At 67.9% G+C, this 21,229-nt stretch carries 20 protein-coding genes; 7 read left to right on the top strand and 13 right to left on the bottom strand.

Going from position 1 to position 21,229, the window contains the following annotated elements; all coding sequences use genetic code 11:
* Positions 1-95 precede the first annotated feature (95 nt).
* The 4 genes from ACFWPH_RS15345 to ACFWPH_RS15330 all read right to left on the bottom strand — a co-directional run bounded on the left by ACFWPH_RS15345 (position 96) and on the right by ACFWPH_RS15330 (position 4,902).
* Complete coding sequence (locus tag ACFWPH_RS15345) at positions 96-998, bottom strand: thioesterase family protein (RefSeq protein ID WP_378751369.1); 903 nt, start codon at positions 996-998, stop codon at positions 96-98.
* A gap of 317 nt (positions 999-1,315) precedes the next feature.
* Positions 1,316-2,185, bottom strand: a complete 870-nt coding sequence (locus ACFWPH_RS15340) for a sugar phosphate isomerase/epimerase family protein (RefSeq protein ID WP_378751367.1) — start codon at positions 2,183-2,185, stop codon at positions 1,316-1,318.
* 12 nt (positions 2,186-2,197) lie between these two features.
* A complete protein-coding gene (locus tag ACFWPH_RS15335; protein WP_378751365.1) occupies positions 2,198-3,877 on the bottom strand; it encodes a hypothetical protein in 1,680 nt (559 codons plus the stop codon).
* Positions 3,874-4,902, bottom strand: coding sequence for a hypothetical protein (locus ACFWPH_RS15330; protein WP_378751363.1), 1,029 nt, complete (start codon positions 4,900-4,902; stop codon positions 3,874-3,876). Before ACFWPH_RS15330 ends, ACFWPH_RS15335 begins: the two co-directional genes overlap by 4 nt.
* Before the next feature lie 134 nt (positions 4,903-5,036).
* Here ACFWPH_RS15330 and ACFWPH_RS15325 point away from each other — a divergent pair, with 134 nt between their 5' ends.
* On the top strand, positions 5,037-5,903 hold the full coding sequence (locus ACFWPH_RS15325; protein WP_378751768.1) for a hypothetical protein: 867 nt from the start codon (positions 5,037-5,039) through the stop codon (positions 5,901-5,903).
* A gap of 135 nt (positions 5,904-6,038) precedes the next feature.
* A complete protein-coding gene (locus ACFWPH_RS15320; protein WP_378751361.1) occupies positions 6,039-6,356 on the top strand; it encodes a hypothetical protein in 318 nt (105 codons plus the stop codon).
* A gap of 37 nt (positions 6,357-6,393) precedes the next feature.
* Here ACFWPH_RS15320 and ACFWPH_RS15315 read toward each other — a convergent pair whose 3' ends face one another.
* From ACFWPH_RS15315 to ACFWPH_RS15280, 8 genes are all read right to left on the bottom strand, one after another.
* Positions 6,394-7,083 carry a response regulator gene (locus ACFWPH_RS15315; protein WP_378751360.1) on the bottom strand — a complete coding sequence of 230 codons (690 nt, stop codon included), beginning with the start codon at positions 7,081-7,083 and terminating at the stop codon, positions 6,394-6,396.
* On the bottom strand, positions 7,080-8,315 hold the full coding sequence (locus tag ACFWPH_RS15310; protein ID WP_378751358.1) for a sensor histidine kinase: 1,236 nt from the start codon (positions 8,313-8,315) through the stop codon (positions 7,080-7,082). Before ACFWPH_RS15310 ends, ACFWPH_RS15315 begins: the two co-directional genes overlap by 4 nt.
* Positions 8,316-8,534: 219 nt before the next feature.
* The gene (locus tag ACFWPH_RS15305; protein ID WP_378751356.1) at positions 8,535-10,586 is read right to left on the bottom strand and encodes a CocE/NonD family hydrolase; all 2,052 of its coding nucleotides are present in this window, start codon (positions 10,584-10,586) and stop codon (positions 8,535-8,537) included.
* 594 nt (positions 10,587-11,180) lie between these two features.
* Positions 11,181-11,918, bottom strand: a complete 738-nt coding sequence (locus ACFWPH_RS15300; RefSeq protein WP_062977960.1) for a phosphoglyceromutase — start codon at positions 11,916-11,918, stop codon at positions 11,181-11,183.
* Between the two features lie 559 nt (positions 11,919-12,477).
* Positions 12,478-13,404 (bottom strand): ROK family protein, encoded by a 927-nt coding sequence (locus tag ACFWPH_RS15295; protein ID WP_378751353.1) that lies wholly within the window; start codon positions 13,402-13,404, stop codon positions 12,478-12,480.
* Positions 13,405-13,575: 171 nt separating this feature from the next.
* Positions 13,576-14,073, bottom strand: a complete 498-nt coding sequence (locus ACFWPH_RS15290; protein ID WP_378751351.1) for a YbjN domain-containing protein — start codon at positions 14,071-14,073, stop codon at positions 13,576-13,578.
* Positions 14,070-15,410, bottom strand: a complete 1,341-nt coding sequence (gene mshA / locus ACFWPH_RS15285) for a D-inositol-3-phosphate glycosyltransferase (protein ID WP_378751349.1) — start codon at positions 15,408-15,410, stop codon at positions 14,070-14,072. The genes ACFWPH_RS15290 and mshA overlap by 4 nt, the downstream gene beginning before the upstream one ends.
* A 115-nt stretch (positions 15,411-15,525) precedes the next feature.
* The gene (locus tag ACFWPH_RS15280) at positions 15,526-16,350 is read right to left on the bottom strand and encodes an alpha/beta fold hydrolase (RefSeq protein WP_378751347.1); all 825 of its coding nucleotides are present in this window, start codon (positions 16,348-16,350) and stop codon (positions 15,526-15,528) included.
* Positions 16,351-16,530: 180 nt separating this feature from the next.
* On the opposite strand from ACFWPH_RS15280, the gene ACFWPH_RS15275 reads away from it, so the two are divergent.
* The gene (locus tag ACFWPH_RS15275; RefSeq protein WP_378751345.1) at positions 16,531-17,265 is read left to right on the top strand and encodes an SDR family NAD(P)-dependent oxidoreductase; all 735 of its coding nucleotides are present in this window, start codon (positions 16,531-16,533) and stop codon (positions 17,263-17,265) included.
* A gap of 88 nt (positions 17,266-17,353) precedes the next feature.
* Here the strand turns inward: ACFWPH_RS15275 and ACFWPH_RS15270 are convergent, their stop codons facing one another.
* Positions 17,354-18,394, bottom strand: a complete 1,041-nt coding sequence (locus ACFWPH_RS15270; protein ID WP_378751766.1) for a UDP-N-acetylmuramate dehydrogenase — start codon at positions 18,392-18,394, stop codon at positions 17,354-17,356.
* A 90-nt stretch (positions 18,395-18,484) separates the two neighbouring features.
* Between ACFWPH_RS15270 and ACFWPH_RS15265 the strand changes: the two genes are divergently transcribed.
* The 4 genes from ACFWPH_RS15265 (at position 18,485) to ACFWPH_RS15250 (ending at position 21,164) form a co-directional block, all read left to right on the top strand.
* The gene (locus ACFWPH_RS15265; RefSeq protein WP_378751343.1) at positions 18,485-18,973 is read left to right on the top strand and encodes a DUF2505 domain-containing protein; all 489 of its coding nucleotides are present in this window, start codon (positions 18,485-18,487) and stop codon (positions 18,971-18,973) included.
* Positions 18,974-19,031: 58 nt separating this feature from the next.
* The gene (locus ACFWPH_RS15260) at positions 19,032-19,541 is read left to right on the top strand and encodes a DUF2505 domain-containing protein (RefSeq protein ID WP_378751341.1); all 510 of its coding nucleotides are present in this window, start codon (positions 19,032-19,034) and stop codon (positions 19,539-19,541) included.
* Positions 19,517-20,308 (top strand): class I SAM-dependent methyltransferase, encoded by a 792-nt coding sequence (locus ACFWPH_RS15255; RefSeq protein WP_378751339.1) that lies wholly within the window; start codon positions 19,517-19,519, stop codon positions 20,306-20,308. The genes ACFWPH_RS15260 and ACFWPH_RS15255 overlap by 25 nt, the downstream gene beginning before the upstream one ends.
* 130 nt (positions 20,309-20,438) lie before the next feature.
* Positions 20,439-21,164 (top strand): DUF2993 domain-containing protein, encoded by a 726-nt coding sequence (locus ACFWPH_RS15250; RefSeq protein ID WP_378751337.1) that lies wholly within the window; start codon positions 20,439-20,441, stop codon positions 21,162-21,164.
* The last annotated feature ends 65 nt before the right edge of the window (positions 21,165-21,229 follow it).

Raw genomic sequence — 21,229 nt, 5'->3', positions numbered from 1 at the left:
GCCGGGGGTTCGGGGCCCCCTCGGCCTCGAACCATGGAGGTGATCTCCGGATCGGCGGTGTATCGGGTGGTACCGGCGACAGCGGGTTCGGGCGGTCAGCGCTTCGGTGAGGGCAGGAGGGCAAGCTGGCGGCTCTGCGCCACCAGCGCGCCGGTGGAATCGACGACTATCTGGTCCGAATCGAACATGCCCCCGCTCACCTCATGGGTGGTGGCGATGATCCGCAACCACCCCGGCGCCGGGCGCCGCCGCAGATAAGTTGTCATCTGCACGGTCGGTGACCAGCCGAAATAGCCGAGGTTGGTGGGTACGGGCGGGCACATATCGGCGGCCATCATCGCGATATAGGACGCGGTCTCCGGATCGGCCTGATCCTGCGGCCGCGGCCGCAGCCACATCCGCAACCGGGGTTCGCCCTGCTCGTTGTCGATGAACCGCGCCCAGTCCCGGTCGAGGAACGCGTCCATACCGCGGGCGACGTGCACGATCCGGCCCATCGAGGAACCCGGTTCGTAACCGATCGCGTCCGCGGCCGGTTCGACCGGCAGATCGGTATGGGTGGGTGTGTACAGGGGGACCCGCTCGGGACCGTCGAGATGACCGAACGTGAACGCCGTACGCACCAGCGGTCGCCCGCGCTGGTTCAACGTCACATCCACCAGGCAGATCTGCCGGCCCACCTTACGGATGGACACCTCGTAGAGGACCTCGCCGGGCTCGGGCGCACCCAGGAAATCGGTACTACCCGACAGCGGCGCCATGGCCGCCCGATCCGGTTCCACGGTCCGCAACCAGCGGGTCGCGGCCGCGGCCGAACCCGCGACCATCGTGCCGCCGTGCACCTTCGGCCCGATCGTCCAGATCTCGTCGACGACGCCGCGATAGCGGCCGGCGCCCGGTTCGTCGGCGGCGAGCTCGGTCAGAGCACAGACCCGGCTGAACGGCGCCTCCGCTTGCACCAGGTCGATATCGGTGCCGGGCTCCGTTTCCGTCGTCATCAATACTCCTGTGTTTATTTGCGGCGCCTGCGGCGCCGCGGGGTTTCGGCCCCCCTTGGTCCATGCTTTCCGCCCCGCGATACTCGCGGCTGCGCCGCATTGTCTCGCGGGGCGGAAAGCATGGACGGGCCGAAACCCTTCGAGGGCCTCGCTGGACTCGGCGCCGCGGTGGTGCCGTTCCGAGGGAACAGCCTACGGGTGATTTCCGAGGGACCTGTGAGAGGTGTATGCCTTCCTGTCCGGAAAGCCGCCCGTTGTATGACGCCCCTCACGATGACAGAGCTCCGCGGGCGGCCGCCAGGCTTTCGGAGCGCGGATCAACACAGCTGTTCGCGAGCGAAGTCCAGGGTGCGGGTCAGCATGGCCGCACGGGCCGCGGTGGTACGAGCTTCCTGGGTGTTGATCTCGGCGACCACGTGCCCGGTGAAACCGTTGCCGACCAGTGCGGCGCAGACCTCTGCGCAGGGCTGCGTCCCCTCGCCGGGGATGAGGTGTTCGTCGTGGGCGGCGCCGCGGCCGTCGGCCAGGTGCAGGTGGACCAGGCCTTCACCCATACGTTCGACCAGGTCCAGCGGGTCGGTGCCCGCGGTCGCGGTATGCGAGAGGTCCAGCGTGTAGTGCTGGAAACCGATCTCGGTGGGGTCGTAGCCGGGGCTGAACGCGGTCAGCGCCAGGCCGGGGCCGCCGCGGCGTTCGAGGCGCCGGATATCGCCGGACCGGCGGCCGAACAACTTATCGGCACGCATCGGGAACATATTCTCCACGGCGACGGCGACCGAGCTCTGCCCCTCCAGATCGGCCACCTGTTCGGCGAACCCCTCGGCATAGCGGCGCTGCCACCGGAACGGTGGGTGTACGACCACGGTATCGGCGCCGAGAACTTCGGCGGTGCGCACACTGCGGGCGAGTTTGGCGACCGGGTCGGCACCCCATACCCGCTGCGAGATGAGCAGGCACGGCGCGTGCACCGCGAGCACCGGCACCGAGTATTTCCGTGAATACCCACGCACGATATCGATACTCTGGCTGGCCGGTTCGGCCCACACCATCAATTCGATGCCGTCGTAACCCAATTCGGCCGCATAACGGAAGGCGGCCTCGGTGTTCTGCGGATAGACAGAGGCAGTCGACAGACCGACCTTGATCCCCCCGTCCCGCGGCCGGGCCGCGGGAGTGTTGCCTGCCATCGTTGCCCTCGCTCAGCCCGTACTGAGTAGAAATGCCAACGGCCCCAATGTCACGAACACACCGACGACCACGGCGATCACGGTACTGAAGATATCGTCGGTGCGGCGCAGGATCCGTACCAGGGCCACAAGACCGAGGATCACCACGACGGCCAGCGCGAGCGCTGCCAGTGGCTGCATCTCCCACAGCATTTCGAAACCCTTGAACATCAGCATCCCGGCCAGGGCCGCGCCGACACTTTGGACACCCAGCATGACCCATTGCTTGCGGGGATCCGCTGCTTCCGCATCGTCACGTTCCCGCCCACCGGTGGCCAACCGCGCGCGGGCGGCGGCAAGTTTGCCACTCGCCCCACCGAATTTCGTACTCGCGGTGCCCGGTTTGCCGGTACGGGAGAGCCGGTTGCGCCCCTTGCGGGGCTCGTCGTCGGGCTCGTCCTCGGGGAGGGCGTAGAAATCGGAGTCCGGATCGAAATCGCCGGTGTCGGTGCCCTGTTCCCGCGGCATGGGACCGGGCGCCGGCGGCATGGGGCCGTGCACATCCGTGACATACATATCGGTATTGCGGAAACCGTCGGCTGCCGCGAAATCCGAAGGCAGCGGGCCGGGCTCGGGGAAACCCGGCACCGGGGCGCCGGGGGGCTCGTTGCGTTTCCCGCGGCGCCGGTCCACCTTCTCGAGCGGCGGGGCACCGAGAACCGGTGGGCCCGACGGTGCTCCCTGGTTCTGTTCGGCCAGCGACCACACCGCGGTCGCCTGGTCCGCATTCGCCGGCTCGCCGGGTTGCCCCGGAGCGGGTTCCGGCCAGGGTGCCGGTTCGGGCAGTGGGCGCGCACCGCGGCGGCGGCGTTCGAGCTTGGGCCGCGGATCGTCGGCGGGTGCGGGCGCGGGCCAGGCCTCGGTAGCAGGCGCGGGCGCGGGCCAGGCCTCCGTGGCGGGTGACGGCGGGCCCAGGCGTGGGGGTCCGCTCTCCGGCGCCGGCCAGGGCGGACCCATATCGGGATGCCCGAACTCCGGCGGCGCGGTCGGTGCCGGCGCGGGGAATGGACCGAAACCACCGGCGGCGGGGGGCAAGCCGTACCCCGCCGGCGCGTCCGCAGCGGGGGGCGGGGAATCCTCCACCACCGATGCGGCCTCGGCGGCTTCCGCTGCCCGTCTGCGCGCCGCCCGGCCGCCGCCGGGCGGCGGTGGGCCGGTCTCCCAGGGTTGATTCGCCGCGGCCGGATCGGCGCCCGGATAGGCCTCGGCCGGAGGCTCGTCGTCGTCCGGTTCTGCCCGCCGGCGCCGGCCGCGGCGCGGTGCGGCCTCGTCGGCCGGGTACGAACCCGGCTCACCCAGGCGCGCGGGCGGGCCGTCGTCCGGGTGCGGGGCCAGCGGGTTGTACACCGTGATCGGCCCGGACATCGGCGACTGGCTCGGCTCGCCGCCCGAAACCTGTTCACCCGCATAGTCGTGCGGCGCGTATCCGTTACCGGCGGACGAATAGCCCGCAGGCGCTCCGGCCGGATCCTCGTCCTCGTCGGCGGCCGCGTGCGCGGTACCGCCGTCGACGACCGGAAGATCACCGGTCAGCTCGGAAACCGAAACACCGCGGCCTCCGCGCCGCCTGCGTCCGCCGCCGCCGGAGCTCGGCTGCTGGCCGTTGCGGGCCAGGAGTTCGGCGACCGACAGCTGATTGGAGTTCCTGCTCATGAAGGCACCGTTTCGACCGGGCCCGCCGACGTACTGCCACCGGGCGCCCAACCGTTACCGGCCGCCGCGTTCGGAGCGTTCGTTGTCAGTGGTCCACCATCCATATCGGTATCCAGTTTGCGCAGGATCAGCCCTTCGCGCAGCGCCCACGGACAAATTTCCAGCGTATCGAGGGAAAGCGCGCGCATGGCGGCCTCGGCGACGAGGGCCCCGGCCACCAATTGCTGCGAGCGATCGGCGCTGACCCCTTCCAGTTCCGCGCGGTCGGCGGCGGTCATCCGGGAGATGAATGCGATCAGTTGCCGCAGTCCCGAACTGGTCAGCGTCCGCCGTACCCGCGGCCCCGCGCCCGAGGGGGCGGCACCGGTGAGCCGCGCCAGCGACCGGAAGGTTTTGGATGTGCCCACTGCCAGATCGGGCTTACCGGGCACCAGTAGCTGTTTGGCGGGGTCGACCAGTTCGGCGGCGAGCCAGTCCCGCAGGATGCCGATCCGCCTTTTACTCGGCGGGTCCTCGGGCAGCCATTTGCGGGTCAACCGGCCGGCCCCCAGTTGCAGCGACAGTGCGGCATCGGCTTCCTCGTCGACACCACTGCTCATCTCGAGCGAACCGCCACCGATATCGAGATTGAGAATCCGGCCGGCGCTCCAGCCGTACCAGCGGCGAGCGGCCAGGAACGTCAGCCGTGCCTCGTCAACCCCGGCCAGCACCCGCAGATCAACGCCGGTCTCCGTACGGATCCGCGTCAGTACCTCGTCGGAATTGGTTGCCTCGCGGACCGCCGAGGTGGCGAACGCCATCAGTTCCGCGCAGCCGGAGGTGATCGCCAGATTGGCCAGATCGGCCACCGTATCGACGAGTTTCTGCGCCCCTTCGGCGGTGATCCGCCCGGCGTCGTCCATGCTCTCCGAGAGCCGCAGCGACTCCTTCGTCGAGCTCATCGGCATGGGATGACCACCCCTGTGCGCGTCCACCACCAGTAGGTGAACGGTGTTGCTGCCGACATCGAGGACACCTAGACGCACACGGACACGGTACTTGGTCAACCTGAACGGCAATCGACCTGGTCGTGGTGTTAGCGTTAGGGGTTGTGACGTCTGGCGCAGCCACGAACGACTCGGTGCCCACCCCCGCGGGGCACACTCCGACCGATCTTCCGATGCCGAAGATGCGGCCGAGCCGGGAAGTGCCGCTCGACTTCCCGCGAGAGTGGCTGGAGTTCGTGGATCCGGCCGACGAGCAACACCTGATCGCCGCCGATCTGACCTGGCTGCTCTCCCACTGGACCTGCGTTTTCGGCACCCCGGCCTGCCAGGGAATTCTCGCCGAACAACCGGACGCCGGCTGCTGCACACACGGCGCCTTCCTCTCCGACGAAGACGATCGCAAACGACTGCGCAAAGCGGTGAAGATGCTGACCGCCGACGACTGGCAGTTGATGGATGAAGCCCGTAACGACAAGGGCAAGATCAGCCGCAAGTCCTACCTGGAAACCGACGAACTCGACGGCGAGTCCGCCGAACGGACCCGGCGCCACAACGATGCCTGCATCTTCCTCAACCGGCCGGATTTCCCGGGCGGGGCCGGATGCGCACTGCACATCATGGCCGTACGCCGGGGCCTGGAACCGCATACCGTCAAACCCGACGTCTGCTGGCAGCTCCCGATCCGCCGGACCCAGGAATGGGTGACCCGGCCGGACGGTGTGGAGATCCTGCGGACGGTCCTCACCGAATACGATCGGCGCGGCTGGGGGCCCGGGGGGATCGACCTCGACTGGTACTGCTCGGGCTCCCCCGACGCACATATCGGCGAGCGGCCGGTCTGGCAGGCCTACCGCGCCGAACTCATCGAATTGCTGGGCGAGCCCGCCTACCGGGAGCTGGAGCGGCAGCTGCGCCGCCGCGAGGGCACCCCGATCATCGCGGAACACCCCGCGACGACCGAGGCCCGCCGCAAAGTCCGGGCGCGTCACAACGGTTTACCGCCCGGGCCGGATAAAATCCGGGGACTCGAGCTGCGATAACCCCCACCATTCGGAGGCCGCGCCATGAAAGTCGGGCGATTCGCTGCAGCACGGCGACCGGCATTTCCACCTGCGGCACCAGGTTCGGCCGACCGCAGGAAACCCATCGCGTCGGCTGCCTCGATAACCCGCGCCTTGTTCCCTGTCGTCCTCGTCGCGGCCGGCCTGACCGCCGTCGCTGCCGGGGCATACGCACAACCGGCCGCGGACCCGCATCAGTTCTCCGACCACACCGCCGAATTCATTCCGCTGGGTGCCCCGAACGCGCTGGCCGCCCGCGATACGGGCAAACAGCTGGTACTCAGCCCGCACGGAACCCGGCGCAGTATCGTCTGCCGCGGCAACGGCACCACCGTGCCCCTCTACGACTGCAGCCAGGAGGACGGCCTGGGCTGGGCGCCACTCCACCGCAACGACACACCCGTGGGCGAGGTCTGGATCTACTTCCCGTGAGGGTTACTACAGGACTGCCGGGGCCGGGCCCGCTCGCTCAGGCTTCGAGCTTGTACCCCAGGCCGCGCACGGTCACCAGGTGTTCGGGGCGGGCCGGGTCGCCTTCGATCTTCGAGCGCAGCCGTTTGACGTGCACATCGAGCGTTTTGGTATCGCCGACATAGTCCGCACCCCACACCCGGTCGATCAGCTGGCCGCGGGTGAGGACCCGGCCGGAGTTGCGGAGCAGGTATTCGAGCAGATCGAATTCCTTCAGCGGCAGGGTTACCGGGTTGCCGTTCACCAGCACTGTATGCCGGTCCACATCCATCCGTACCGGACCGGCCTCCAGCACACCGTTCTCGCTACCGGCATCCAGTTCGTCGCCGGCACCGCGGCGCAGCACCGCCCGGATGCGGGCGATCAGTTCCCGCGCCGAATACGGTTTGGTGACGTAGTCGTCGGCACCGAGTTCCAACCCGACCACCTTGTCGATCTCGCTGTCACGCGCGGTGACCATGATCACCGGGACACCGCTGCGGGTGCGCAACTGTTTGCAGACATCGGTACCGCTCATCCCGGGCAGCATCAGGTCCAGCAGGACGATATCGGCGCCGGAACGGTCGAACTCGGCGAGCGCCGAGGGGCCGTCGCCGACGACCGTGACCTCGAAACCTTCCTTGCGCAGCAAGAAGGCGAGCGGATCGGCCAGCGATTCCTCATCCTCGACGATCAACACACTCGTCATCTGCGTGCCTCCACACCATTCGATCGGCCCGGGCCGGACGGCCGCGGGCTGGGTTCTCTCTTCGTCAACGCGGGCAGACCGGCGGCGCCGTTACCGTCGGCCTCCTGGTGCGCGGGTATGCGCAGGGTGAATGTCGAGCCGGTGCCGAGCTTGCTCCACAGCGTGATCTCACCGTTGTGGTTGGCGGCCACATGTTTCACGATAGCCAGGCCCAGGCCGGTTCCTCCGGTCGCGCGGGAGCGCGCTTTATCGGACCGGAAGAAGCGTTCGAAAACGCGTTCCTGGTCGTCCTTGGCGATACCGATCCCCCGGTCGGTGACGGCCATCGCCACATAGTCACCGCGGATCGAGCGGCTGACCGAAACATGCGAGCCGCGCGGTGAGTAGTTGATGGCGTTCTCCACCAGATTCGACAGGGCGGTGATGAGCAGGGTTTCGTCGCCGCGGACCTCGAGCCCGCTGGGCCGGTCGGTGCTGACCGTGATCCCGGCGGCTTCGGCGGCCGTACGCGAACGGTCCACGGCCTGGCTGACCACCGTATCGACATCCACGACCTCGAGTTCGGGCAGTTTCTCCGCCCCCTGCAGGCGCGACAGCGCGATCAGCTCGGTGACCATTTTCCCGAGCCGGTTGGATTCGCCCAGGACCCGTTCCCCGAAATGCCGGACGGCCTCGGGATCGTCGGCCGATTCCAGCAGCGCTTCGGCCAGCAGGCTCATCGCGCCGACCGGGGTCTTCAGCTCGTGGCTCACATTGGCGACGAAATCGCGGCGGGTGGCTTCCATGCGGGCCTGTTCGGAATCGTCGTCGGCGAACAGGACGGTGAAACTGGTTTCCTCCGGGGAAAGCGGCCGGGCCAGTCCGCGCACCGCGATCCGGCCCCGGCCGGGTGTGGGTTTGTCCGCGGTGAGATCGAATTCCGCCGACTCGGCGGTGGACAGTACCTTCTCCACCGCTTCCCAGGCGCGTTCGTCCAGCAACCGGTTGCGCACCAGGCCGAGCTCCTCGGCGCGCGGATTGACGAGCACGACATCGCGGTATTCGTCCACGACCGCGATACCGCTTTCCGAGGCGAGCACGATCAGGTCGAGAACTTGGGACATGGTGAGACCCGAGTCGGCCTGGCGGCGCTGCGCCGTCCGGGCGTTCACGTACGGGATCACCAGTCCACCGACGGCCAGTCCGACGACAGCCGCCAGGACTGCCAGCAGTACGGCCTGGGGAACGCTCACATCAAGAATCGTACGGTCGACGACGCGTAAACAAACCCGGGGTCGGTGAAGTTTCACGCAGGTCACGGGCGATTACGGCGGCGTTCGCCGGGCGTTTACGCATTGTTGGGCATGGACCGGGTTTCGAATCGATCCGGGCGTGTTCCACCCCCCGATAACGACGAACCCCGTTGCGTCTGGGACACAACGGGGTTCGCATCGTTCGGCGTCGCCGGGTGATCACCAACCGGGGTTTCCGCGCACCGGCACGTTGACGAAACTCGGCCGGTTCGGGTCGAGCTGCAGATGCTGCGGTTTGAACCCGGTGTCGAGGAGCATCGGCAGCGGCGGCACGCCCTTCGGAGGATTACCGGCATAGACGTCCACCCGCAGCCGATGCCCGGGCTCCAGCCGCGCCTCGATCGCGGGTACCGCGATATCCAGTGTGGTGACCTCACCGGGCACGGTGAGCCGCCGGTTTTCGATCGTGACGAACGGCCGCGGATCGGTGTAGTCACCGTTGGCCGACCGGCTGCTGCGGGATTCGTCGATCTCCCGCAGGGAGGCCATCAGCTGCCCGGACGACAACACCCGCGACTGCCCGTCCGGCGCCACATCGTTGACGGTCACCGACCAGTAGCCGTCGGCCGCATCGTGGACGGTCTCCAGATGCACCGCGATCGGCCCGGAAACATCGACGGCCTCGGCGACCGGCGCACTGGTGAAGGTCAGCCCGTTCGATTCCTGAATCCGGGAATCCGCACCGCAGGCATTGATGATCGCGATAACACCCGCGGTGGCCTGGGCGGCATCGTTGGAGCACAAACCGGTGAGGCCCGGCGCGACAGTCAGCCGCGCGGAGCTGTCGGCGACGGTGGTCAGCGACCCGTCGTGCACGCTGTGGCCGCCGGTCCCGCTGGGCGCCGCGGAAAGATACATCCGGCGGTGTTCGGCCTGCTGACCGGCCGGGGCACTCTCCCCGAACCCGTCCCGGGTGACCCAGCCCCCGCCCTGCTGCCGCAGGGTCACCGGCCCGTACCTATCGATCCCGTTGTCGATACCTTTCAGCCACCTGTCGAACCAGGCGCGCTGCAGCACGTCCAACCGCGGCGGCAACCCGGGTTTACCCGATTCACTACCCGAATTGATGTGATAGGTATCGCCCATGAGCAGCTGCTTCTGCCCGGGCGCGAGCGGCATCTGGTTGTAGATCTGCGATTCGGAGTAGGTGAACAGATCGTGCCAGCCACCGGTAACAAAGGTCGGCACCTCGATTTTCGACGGGTCTCCCAGCCAGGCCTGCCGGTCGGGGCTGTCACCGCGGATCATCTCCTGTAACCGCGGATCCAGATCCTCCACACGCGGGGTGGTGTAGGCGTTGAGGAAAACATCCAGGTAGGTGAACGGCGAGGACAGCCGGTCGTGCAACCACCGCGGATCGAAGGTGCCGTTGACTATGGATTCCACATTCGGCACCCATTTGGTCGCGTTGATACCCATCATCCACAGCGGGATGAAGTTGAAGCCGAATCCGCCGCCGGGCATGAGCACGTCCTGGGCGAGATCGCTGCCCGGCACCACAGGGAACAGCGCCTTCAGCGCGGGCGGATGTTTCTCGGCGGCCTGGAGCTGGTTGATCCCCGAATACGACATGCCGGTCATCCCGACCTGACCGTCGGACCAGGGCTGCCGCGATGCCCAGTCGATCACCTCGACCGTATCGGCCTGTTCCCGCTGCCGCAGCATGTCCCATACACCCTGGGAAAACCCGGTACCCCGGACATCCACCACGACCTGCACATAGCCGCTCTTCACCAGCTGCCGGTCCACGGCGAAGTTCCGCATCGCGCCGCCACCGAGTGCCTTGGTGAGATCGGTGAGCCCGGACAACGGGGTCCCGGTCATATCGATATCTCGGGCCAGCTGGGTCACGGCATCGGACAGACCCGGCACCGAACCCATGTGGTCGACGAGGTTGGACGCCAGCTTGGTGTAGGGCGTCATATTCACCAGCACGGGTGTGCGGGTGTCGATCGGCCGCGACGCGGTATCGGCGGGCCGGTACACATTCGCCTTCAGCACCGTGCCGTCACTCATCGTGATGGGCACATCCCAGGTGATGTGGATATTCGGGTACTGCTGCGGCCCGTCATGGGTGGCTGCCCACTGCGCCCCCGCCGCTCCCCCATCCGGTCCTGTCACCACCGGCGTTGCCGCGGCGCCGCCACCCAGCAGCGGCACCAGCAGCGCGACGGCGGCCATTGCCACAGTGGCGCGTAACACGAACTTCATAGGTCGTGATCCATCTCTCGAGCCGGTCGAATGATCGAGAGCATACACAGCGTTACCGGCGAGTAACGAGAGTTTCTGGGACAGATTCCGCCCGAAACCGATTTCGCCCGAAACAATTCGGTATCCAGCCACAAAACAATCGCGCCCCACCGGGAAGTTTCACAAACACTCCGGATCACGGGTGGGGCCCGCCCGGTTCTGGAGCGGGGAGCGAAGCGGAGGAGCGGAGGAGTGAAGAACCGGGCCTAAAAGGGCCCCACCCTCGAGCCGCGGAGCGGCTCCAAAATCACAGCCCCACCCTTAACCGGACCGTCTGCACCGACAGCAGGGTCTACCCGAAGAACAGCATCTACCCGACATTACGGTCTACCCGGTCTACTCATAGAACAGGGTCTACCCGACAACACGACCCACCCTGAGCTGATCGCGAACCGGTAGTTCACGACGAGCACGTCATTGCGTGCCAGCGTGTCGAACAAGGCCGATCCCCCAATGTGGAACAGACCGACGATTCCACCGCCCCCACACCACCGGCACAGCCAGAAAACCAAAACGCCGCAACCCGTTACAGGCTGCGGCGCTTTTCAAAAACTCTCAGCGACCGCCCTGACTCGCCACCGCAGCAGCCCCGGCAGCAGCGGCTTCCGGATCCAGGTACTCCCGCGGACGCACCGGCCGCATATCCTCGTCGAGCTCATAGCGCAACGGAATCCCGGTCGGGATGTTCAGCCCCGCGATATCGTCGTCGGAAATCCGGTCCAGATGTTTGACCAGCGCACGCAGTGAATTACCGTGCGCGGCAACCAGCACCGTCTTGCCGGTCTTCAGTTCCTGCGAGATCGTCGACTCCCAGTACGGAACCATCCGGTTCACCACATCGAGCAGGCATTCCGTGCGCGGAACCTCGATATCGGCGTACCGCGGGTCGCCCGACTGGCTGTATTCGTCGTCGAGGTCGATCGGCGGCGGCGGGGTGTCGTAACTACGCCGCCACAGCATGAACTGGTCCTCGCCGTATTCGTCGCGGATCTGGGCCTTGTTCTTACCCTGTAGCGCGCCGTAGTGCCGCTCGTTGAGCCGCCAGTCCCGGACCACCGGAATCCAGTGCCGATCGGCGGCGTCGAGCGCGAAATTCGCGGTCGAGATGGCCCGCCGGAGCAGCGAGGTGTAGGCGATATCGGGCAGGATGCCGTGTTCGGCCAGCAGTTCACCGGCGCGTTTACCCTCGGCGATGCCCTTGTCGGTGAGGTGCACGTCCACCCAGCCGGTGAACAGGTTCAGGGCATTCCATTCGCTCTCGCCGTGGCGCAGCAAAACGAGGGTGTAGGTCATACGGGTAATCCTGCCATGCGGTGTATAGGACAGCGGCGCGGGCCGGGGCCGCGGGCCGGGGCCGGTGGACGTCGGCCACTGGTCTCCGGGGAGAGCATCTGGCTGGTCTCTAAACGGATCAACCGGCCGGTTCTCAGGGTGGACCATCCGACCCGTTCTCGGGGTGGATCAACCGGCCCGTTCCCGGGGCAGACCAACCAGCCCGTTCCCGGGGCAGACCAACCAGCCCGTTCCCGGGGCAGACCAACCAGCCCGTTCCCGGGGCAGACCAACCGACTGGCCCCTGGGATAGACGTTGCTACCGCGGGGGCCATCCGCGAAGGGGCGGGCTGTGATTTTGGAGACGCTCCGCGTCTCGAGGGGTGGGGCCCTTGGGGGCCCGGTTCTTCACTCCTCCGCTCCTCCGCTTCGCTCCCCCGCTCCGTCGCTCCAGAACCGGGCGGGCCCCACCCCGGGGGGTGGTGAACCATCCGGGAGTGGTGACCTGAGCTCGTGCCGGTGTTGGGGCTCGGTCGCCTCGAGTTCGGTGCGGCCCGATTGAGGGCCGATCGAACGAGAGTTACCTCTCCTGAATAGCCGGGGCCTCGGCACCGAACGGGTTCGTTTCCGAGTGGGCGAGAACGCCGGCGCCGACCAAGGTGGCCCCGCCGTCGAGCCGGGACAGTTCGACCCGGAGCCCGCGCACGAAGTTCAGCCGGGCGTGCCGCTCGACCGCTGCGCGCAACGGCCGCCAGAGTGGTGCGCCGGAATGGGCGAAACCGCCACCGACGACGACCGTATCGATATCCAGCAGTCCGGCCGCGGAGCTGATCGCCTGACCGAGCGCGGTACCGGCCCGCTCCAGCGCGGCCAGGGCGATCGGGTCACCCGCCCGGGCGGCCTGCGCCAGCTCGGCACCGGTCTCGCCGGTCCAGCCGCGTTCCCGCGCCCAGCGCGCCGAAGACATCCCGCTCGCTACGGCTTCCACACATCCCACGCCACCGCAAGCGCAGGGAACCTCCCAGCCGGGCACGACGATATGCCCGATATGCCCCGCATTTCCGGTGCGGCCCAGCGAAACCCGCCCGTCGACGAGGATCCCGCCGCCGATCCCGGACGATACGGTCATCGCCAATGCGTTGCGGACGCCGCGCAACGCGCCCGAATCCCGTTCGGCGAGAGCCAGGCACGCGCCGTCGATCGCGAATCGTACGGTCGCGCCCGGGAAGAGCGCTTCGACCGCGGCGACGATGCCGAATCCGGAACGCCACTCCGGGATATTGAGCGGAGCAGTGATCCCGGACGGAACATCCACCGGCCCCGCCGATCCGATCCCCACCGCCGTCACCGTGTCACCGCCGGCAACTGCCAGCAGCAGGTCGCGGCACACTTCCCACACGTCTACCACCGGCACCGACGCCCGCCGGACCGCGTACACACGCCCCTTGTCGTCGACCGGCCCCGCCGCGAATTTCGTCGCCCCGATATCGAGCGCCAGAACTGCCACCCTGCCTCCCAACCAGCCCGTCCGCGGCGCCGGCCGGCTCCCGCCCGGGCGTCTCACGAGATTCCGATTCGCCGATTGTCACCCACCCCCGCCGGATGGTCGACGGCCGGCCGGAACTTCATGCGTGGCCGCGGTCCAGCGGCCCGGCGATCGGTGGTGGCGGTAGCCCGCTCAGGAGTTTCCGTCGACCAGATGCTCGAACGCGCGCAGGTTCTTCAGTGATTCACCGCGCGAGACCCGCCACTTCCATTCCCGGCGAATGGATTCGGCGAAACCGAGTTCGAGCAGCGTGTTGAAGTCACCGTCCACCGCTTCGAGGATCTGGCCGAAGATACGGTCCAGTTCCTCGGCCGTCACCGAATGGGTTGCGGCGCGGCCGACCAGGTAGATATCGCCCACCTTGTCCAGCGTGTAGGCGACACCGTAGAGCCGCCGGTTGCGGCGCAGCAGGAATTTGTAGACGCCTTCGAAGTTCTCGTCGGGTTTTCGGCAGACGAACGATTCGAACCGCACTCCGTGCCCGCCCACGGTGAGCATCACATTGGTTTTCAGTTTCCGCTCGCCGGGCAGCACCGCGACGAACACATCGTCGGCCGGGCGGGTGTATTCGATCTCGCGGTCGCGCAATGTCTCCTCGACGATCCGCGCGGTCTCCGGCACCTCGCTCATCGAAGCACTCCCGTCCGGCGCCGCCACAGCGCCCGCGATCTGGCCTGGTTCTCGCCGAGGATAGTGGGAGCACGGCCGGAGCCGGACAATGCGGCGGTATAGCTTGCGAGCAGTTTCTCCGCGGTATGCGCCCAGGAGAAATCCGCGGCATGCGCCACCGCGCGCTCCCCCATCAGATTCAACCGGACCGGATCGTCCAGCAGGTATTCCAGGGCGCCGGCCCAATCGGGTATGCGATGTCCCGCCACCAGCAGCCCACTGTGCTCGTGCCGGACCGCGGTACCCAGACCGCCGACCGCGGCCGCGAGCACCGGGGTTCCGGCGGCTTGCGCCTCCAGTGCGACCAGACCGAACGATTCGTTGTAGCTCGGGACCGCCACCAGATTCGCGGCCCGATAAACCAGCACCAGCCGGTCGGCGGGCTGTGGCGGCAGGAAAGTCACATGGTCGCTGATACCGAGCTGGTCCGCGAGTTCGATGAGGGCGTCCGGGCGTTCCAGCCCCGTACCCGACGGACCGCCGACGATCAGCGCCCGCAGTTTGCGGCCCGGCCGGCGCCGGATCGCCTCGGCCACCGCGCGGACCAGCACATCCGGCGCCTTCAACGGCTGGATGCGGCCGACGAAGGCGACGATCTCCTCGTCGGCGGCCAGACCGAGTTCGGTCCGCGCGGCCGCGCGGTCGCCGGGGCGGTAGCGGGTCAGGTCCGCACCGGGCGGCACGATATCGATACGTTCGGGCAGCGCACCGTACAGCTCGACCAGCTGCCGGGCCTCCCGGGCAGTGTTGGCGGTGAGGCGGTCGGCCTCGGCGATCACCTGCTTCTCCCCGATCTCCCGGGTCACCGGCTCGGGCGAATCCCCGTCGGCCAACGCGGCGTTCTTCACCGCGGCCAGCGTATGCGCGGTATGCACCTGCGGTACCCGCCAGCGATCCCGCGCCAGCCAGCCCACCTGACCGGACAACCAGTAATGCGAATGCACCAGGTCGTAATAGCCGGGTACCTGCCGGGCCTCCTGGCGCAGCACCTCCGCGGTGAACGGACACAGCTGGGTCGGCAGATCGTGTTTGTCCAGGCCCTCGAACGGACCCGCCACCACATTGCGCACCAGCACACCGGGCGCAGCTTCCTGCACAGGCGGCAGATCGGAGGAGGTGGCCCGGGTGAAAATCTCCACCTCGGTTCCCCGCTGGGCCAGTTGTTCGGCGGTCTGCAGCACGTAGACGTTCATACCGCCGGCGTCGCCGGTGCCGGGCTGGGCCAGTGGTGAGGTGTGCACCGTCAGTACGGCGATACGGTTCGGCCGTCGGTCCGGGCGTTCACTCACGATGTCCATATTGCACGGTGCAACACAGCGACCCGGCGGCTCCTTCCCGCGAGGTGAAAGTGATCACAGATACCGGATTTCGCGCCGTTTACGCGCGCCCCATGTGTATCGGGGCCGACGGCGATCAAGCACCGCACTCCCGGATGAAATCGCGGACCTCGGTGACGAACCGGTCCGGATCCTCGATGAACAGCCCGTGCTGAGCGCCCTCCCAGATCGAGGCCCGGCCCCTGGGCGCGGTTTCGGCGATATAGCGGCCGTCGGCGGCCGGTACCACCGGATCGGCCGAACCGTGCAGCACCAGCACCGGGATTTCCAGCCGGCGCAGTGTCTCGGTGTTGTCGGCCGACCGGTAGAACAGGGCCTTCCGGACGAACGGTGGGGTCGCCAGGCTCGCCCCGTACAACCGTTGCGCGTCCGCGCCCTTGTCCGCGCCTGGCCCGGTATTGGCATTCCCGAATGCGGAGAACCCGCGCATCGCCCGCCCCGGGCTCTCCTCGAATACACCCGGGATCGCCTGCTGCATGGCCTCGCCGACCTCGGCGCCCGGCACACCCCGGCCGATATTGGCCATGGCCCCGGTGTAGACCACGCCCGCGATCGCACCGCTGCCGTACTCGGCGAGGTAATCGCTGAGCACGATCCCGCCGTAGGACCACCCCAGCAGCACCGCACCCGAGTCGATCGATTCCGCCGCCAGTACCGCTGCGATATCACCGGCCCAGTTCTTCGGCTCGTCGTAACCCGACTCCGGCGCCCCCGAATATCCGTGCCCGCGCAGATCCACCGCGATCACCCGGAAATCCGCGGCGAACTCGTCGAACACCCGCCCCCAACAACGCAGATCCGCCGACCAGCCGTGCACCAGCACCAGCGGCGGCGCGTCCACGGGCCCGTCGATCCGATAAACGATGCCGGTCCCGTCGATACTGCGCGCTTCCTTGATCACAGTGCTATTTTGCGCCGCCTCCGGCGGCGCGGGGTTCGGGGCCCTACGGGTCTCGTTCTTCACTCCTCCGCTCCTCCGCTTCGCTCCCCCGCTCCGTCGCTCCAGAACGAGACGGGCCCCGAACCATTGGGGTGGGCCGCTGAGGCACTGGGGCGGAGGGCGGTAATTAGGATCGGGGCCATGGGTATACGCACCGCTGTTGTCACCGGGGCCAGCTCGGGGATCGGGGAAGCCACGGCACGGGAACTCGCGAAGCAGGGGTACCACGTGCATGTGGGGGCTCGGCGGGTCGACCGGCTGCAGCAGCTGGCGGCCGAGATCGGTGGTACCGCGCTCGAGCTCGATGTCACGTCCGACGAATCGGTCGCGGCGTTCACCGAAGCGGTCGACAGCGCGAACGTCCTGGTCAACAATGCGGGCGGCGCGAAAGGGCTGGCCACTGTCGCCGAGGCCGATCTCGACGACTGGCGCTGGATGTGGGAGACCAATGTGCTGGGCACCCTCCGGATGACCAAGGCCCTGCTACCGAAACTCATCGCCTCCGGCGACGGCCTGATCGTCACCATCACCTCGGTCGCCGCGTTCCACGCCTACGACAACGGGTCCGGCTACACCTCGGCCAAACACGCCCAGGCCGTGCTGCACCGCACCCTGCGCGGTGAACTGCTCGGGCAACCGGTCCGCCTCACCGAGATCGCGCCCGGCGCGGTGGAAACGGAATTCTCCGTGGTCCGGTTCGACGGTGACACCGAGCGCGCCGCGAAGGTCTACGAAGGTATCGACCCGCTCGTCGCCCAGGACATCGCCGAAATCGTCGCCTTCGCCGCGAGCCGCCCCCCGCACGTGAACCTGGACCAGATCATCGTCAAACCCCGCGACCAGGCCGACCCAGGCCGCTTCGCCCGGCGTAGCTGACCCGCTCCGCAGGCGCGCGGCGACGCTGTTGAACGGAGCGGCCGGCACGAGGTGCGTTCCCGCTCGCGCGTAGGCCGGCCGGCGGGCGTCAGATTTCCACGCCGACCGTTACCGGCTCCGGTAGCAGGGTTATCCCGAACCGGTCGGCCACACCATCGCGCACCGTGCGAGCGAGCGCGACGATATCGGCGGCGGTGGCCGCGCCGCGGTTGGTGAGGGCCAACGTGTGTTTGGTCGACAGCCGGGCGGCGGCATCCGGGCCTGGGAAGCCCTTGGCGAAGCCGGCTCGTTCGATCAGCCAGCCGGCCGAGAATTTCACCCCGTTGTCGGCGGGAAATTCGGGGACCTTCACCTCACCGAGCTGTTCGCGGATCGTGGCGCGCACCCGGTCCACCCGGTCGTGGGCGATCACGGGGTTGGTGAAGAAGGAACCGGCGCTCCAGGTGTCGTGGTCGGCGGGATCGAGCACCATCCCCTTCCCGGCGCGCAGGCCGAGAACCGTTTCGCGGACGGCGGCCGCCGGGCGGCTCTCACCTTCCGCAGCGCCCAGCCGCTGTGCGAGTTCCCGATAGCGCAGCGGGGCACTGACCCCACTGGGGTCGAGGGCGAACTCCACCGCCAGCACCACCGCATCGGATCGGTGTTTGAGCCGGCTCGTCCGATATCCGAACCCTAGGTCACCGGGTTCGGCCCAGTGGGTTTCGCCGCTCGCCCGGTCCAGCAGCTGCACCCGGCGCAACAGATCCGCGACCTCCACGCCGTAAGCGCCGACGTTCTGCACCGGCGTGGCCCCGGCCGATCCCGGAATCCCCGACAGGCATTCCAAGCCCCCGAACCCGGCCCGCACGGTTTTCGCGACCACTGCGTCCCAGTTCGCACCCGCGTCCGCTGTCACCGAATCGGCGCCCAGTTCGACGCCCTCGGTCGCGATCCGCACCACCACCCCGGGCACCTCGTCGTCGGACACGAGCAGATTGGATCCGCCGGCGAGCAGCAGCACCGGAACCCCGGCCGCGTCCAGCGCACGGACGGCCGCCACCAGGGCATCGGTGCCGGCGCATTCGGCGATCGTGGCCCGGCCCCCGACCCGCAGCGTCGTCAGCTGCGCCAGGGGTACCGCGGGGCGCACCAGCGCACCCGTTCCGGCCAGCAGCTGCCGCAGTTCGTCCGCGGAGACAACCCGAGAAGTTCGCACGACCAGACGGTAGCGTGTTCGGTCATGGCTACAGCGCTGGCGTATACGGCTCGCTACTCTCACCCGGTTGCCGCGGTGCGCGAAGCGTTCCGCACCGAGAAGTACTGGCAGGAGCGTATCGCCGCGGTGGGCGGGCCGGGCGCCCGGTTCGTTTCCCTGAATCTGGACGGCGAACAGGTTCGTATCGAGGTCGTGCAGTCCATTCCGGCCGATCTGCTGCCGCCCGCCATCACCGCCGTGCACCCCGGCGATCTGATGATTCCGCGCACCGAACTGTGGTCCGGGACCACCGGTAGTTTCGAGGCCCGGGTGGAGGGCGCGCCCGCGGAGGTGCGGGGCACCATCACCGCCACCGACGAACCCACCGGCGCCGTCGCCGAGATCTCCGGGTCGATCGAGGTGAAGGTTCCGCTGTTCGGTCGCAAGATCGAAGAGGCCATCGGGGAACGTCTTACCGAGCTGCTGGCCGAAGAGACCGAATTCACCAACGGCTGGATCGCCGAACAGGGGTAGCGGCGGCTGCCCGGCCTCTCCGCCCGCACCGGCGCAACCGGACGGTAACCTACCGCGCATGGCTCGCCGACTGGACTATTCCGCCCGCTACCCGCTGCACACCACCAAAGACGTGTATGCGGCGCTGAAGAACCGGGATTACTGGGAAGCCCGGATGGTCGAAATGCGGAAGTACTCGCCCAACGAGGTGGTCTCGATCGACGCGAGCGAGGACGGGATCGATGTGGTGCTGCATCACATCCTGCCCCGCGAAATGCTGCCAGAGGTCGCGCAGACGGTGATGCGCAAAGATATGGTCATCACCCGCAAAGAGAGCTACGGCCCGTTCGGCCCGGAGGTCGAAGGCGAGTACTCCGCCTCCATCCCGGCCGGCCCCGGCAGCCTCACCGGGACCATGCGCCTGTTCCCCACCGATACCGGATGCACCATGCGCATCTCCTCGAATGCGAAGGTTTTCATCCCGATGATGGGGCCGCGGCTGGAACAGCTCATGCTGGTGAATCTGGTCGATCTGTTCCGCGCCGAGGCCGAAGTGACCCAGAAGTGGCTGGACGACCGAAAACTCTGAACACCCCCCTCGGCACGGTCACCCGGGGTACCACCGGAACGAACCGGCTTCGCCGTAGTGACCGCCGGCTCGTCCACGATCCGCAGATCACCGAGGTACTGCACCGCGCCGCCGACCCGCTCGTGGTGGATCTCGGTTACGGCGCGCAACCGTGGACGACGCTGGAACTGGCCGCGCGCCTGCGCACGGTCCGCACCGATATCCAGGTGGTGGGCCTGGAAATCGACCCGGCCCGCGTCGTACCCGCCCGCGACGGTGTGCGGTTCGCCCGCGGCGGCTTCGAATTGGCGGGCCTGCGGCCGAATCTCGTGCGCGCATTCAACGTGCTGCGCCAATATCCGGAATCGGCGGTCGCCGAGGCCTGGGCGACGATCGTGTCGGGCCTGGCACCGGGCGGGCTGCTGGTCGAAGGGACCTGCGACGAACTCGGCCGGCGTTGCGCCTGGGTGCTCCTCGACGGGGCGGGCCCGCGCAGCCTCACGCTGGCGTGGGACCCGCTGACCGTCGAACGCCCGTCCGACCTCGCCGAACGGCTCCCCAAAGCGCTCATCCACCGCAATATCCCCGGCGAACGCATCCATGCGCTGCTGTCGGCGGCCGACCTGGCCTGGGCACATACCGCACCGCTGGCCGTATTCGGCCCGCGGATCCGCTGGCGCGCCGCCGCCGAACTGCTGCGCGAACAGGGCTGGCCGGTCCACGACCGGCGCCGCCGGATGCGCGACAACATCCTCACCGTCCCCTGGACCGCCGTCGCGCCCACCTGACATGCGAGCCACGCCGTGTGTCCCATTTCACAAACCCTGCCGCCCAACCGCCGCTGACGTCGCCACGTTCACCATCTGCCCACACCCGGGCCTCAGAGCCGGCACAGAATAATGCGGAACAATCGCGTGCATGCCCACCAAGAACCTATCGGTACCGAAGGTCAGTCGCCGGACCGCGGTCATCGCCGTGATCACCGCCGCGGTACTGGTGGCCGCCGCGCTGATCGGCGGTGAAGCCTATGCGCGGCACCGGATCGCAAGCTGTATCAGCAGCCAGTTCGAGAAGGAGATGGGCTCGCAGATCAACGTCGGCTTCGGTGCCAAACCCCTACTCGTCACCATGGTGGACGGGAAGGTTTCGCGCATGGACGTCGACAGCGAAGGAGCCGAATTCGGCCCCGCGGTCGATATGCAGGTACACGCGCAGTTCCACGATATCCAGATGCCGGAGGGCAGTAACAGCGGTAGCACGATCGGCAGCTCGAACGCCGACGTCAGCTGGAGCAACGAGGGAATGACCCAGACGCTGCAGGGCCTCGTCAGCGAGGTCCGGTCCGATCCGGACTCCGGGAAACTCACCATGGCGGTGCTGGGCGGGCTGGGTGAACTCCAGATCACGCCGCAGATCGTGGACGGGAAAGTGCAACTGGAGGTCGGGCAGGCGCAGTTCCTGGGGATCGGGGTACCGGAGGATCTGGCCGAGGGGGTGGTGAACCTGCTGACCGAGAGTATGCAGGTCTACCCGCTGGGGCTGGAGCCGACGGAGTTGCGGGTCACCGATAACGGTGTCGAAATCGACCTGAAGGGTGGGCAGGCGGAATTGCCGGCGCCGCCGGAGGGTAGTACTTCCTGCTGAGGGTGAATTCGGCGGCGCGGGGTCGGGGTGCGGCTGCCCCTGGCACCCGGGATGGACGATCCGTT

It is taken from the genome of Nocardia sp. NPDC058499 (assembly GCF_042719915.1).
Classification (GTDB): domain Bacteria; phylum Actinomycetota; class Actinomycetes; order Mycobacteriales; family Mycobacteriaceae; genus Nocardia.
Note: the sequence above shows the minus strand (reverse complement) of the source record. Positions and strands in the feature narration are given on the sequence as shown.

Excerpts from the sequence above, each read along its gene's own strand:
- ACFWPH_RS15345 (WP_378751369.1), bottom strand. The coding sequence starts at position 998 with ATGACGACGGAAACGGAGCCCGGCACCGATATCGACCTGGTGCAAGCG.
- ACFWPH_RS15340 (WP_378751367.1), bottom strand. The coding sequence starts at position 2,185 with ATGGCAGGCAACACTCCCGCGGCCCGGCCGCGGGACGGGGGGATCAAG.
- ACFWPH_RS15335 (WP_378751365.1), bottom strand. The coding sequence starts at position 3,877 with ATGAGCAGGAACTCCAATCAGCTGTCGGTCGCCGAACTCCTGGCCCGC.
- ACFWPH_RS15325 (WP_378751768.1), top strand. The coding sequence starts at position 5,037 with ATGCCGAAGATGCGGCCGAGCCGGGAAGTGCCGCTCGACTTCCCGCGA.
- ACFWPH_RS15315 (WP_378751360.1), bottom strand. The coding sequence starts at position 7,083 with ATGACGAGTGTGTTGATCGTCGAGGATGAGGAATCGCTGGCCGATCCG.
- ACFWPH_RS15305 (WP_378751356.1), bottom strand. The coding sequence starts at position 10,586 with ATGAAGTTCGTGTTACGCGCCACTGTGGCAATGGCCGCCGTCGCGCTG.
- ACFWPH_RS15300 (WP_062977960.1), bottom strand. The coding sequence starts at position 11,918 with ATGACCTACACCCTCGTTTTGCTGCGCCACGGCGAGAGCGAATGGAAT.
- ACFWPH_RS15290 (WP_378751351.1), bottom strand. The coding sequence starts at position 14,073 with ATGAGCGAGGTGCCGGAGACCGCGCGGATCGTCGAGGAGACATTGCGC.
- mshA (WP_378751349.1), bottom strand. The coding sequence starts at position 15,410 with ATGGACATCGTGAGTGAACGCCCGGACCGACGGCCGAACCGTATCGCC.
- ACFWPH_RS15275 (WP_378751345.1), top strand. The coding sequence starts at position 16,531 with ATGGGTATACGCACCGCTGTTGTCACCGGGGCCAGCTCGGGGATCGGG.
- ACFWPH_RS15265 (WP_378751343.1), top strand. The coding sequence starts at position 18,485 with ATGGCTACAGCGCTGGCGTATACGGCTCGCTACTCTCACCCGGTTGCC.
- ACFWPH_RS15260 (WP_378751341.1), top strand. The coding sequence starts at position 19,032 with ATGGCTCGCCGACTGGACTATTCCGCCCGCTACCCGCTGCACACCACC.
- ACFWPH_RS15250 (WP_378751337.1), top strand. The coding sequence starts at position 20,439 with ATGCCCACCAAGAACCTATCGGTACCGAAGGTCAGTCGCCGGACCGCG.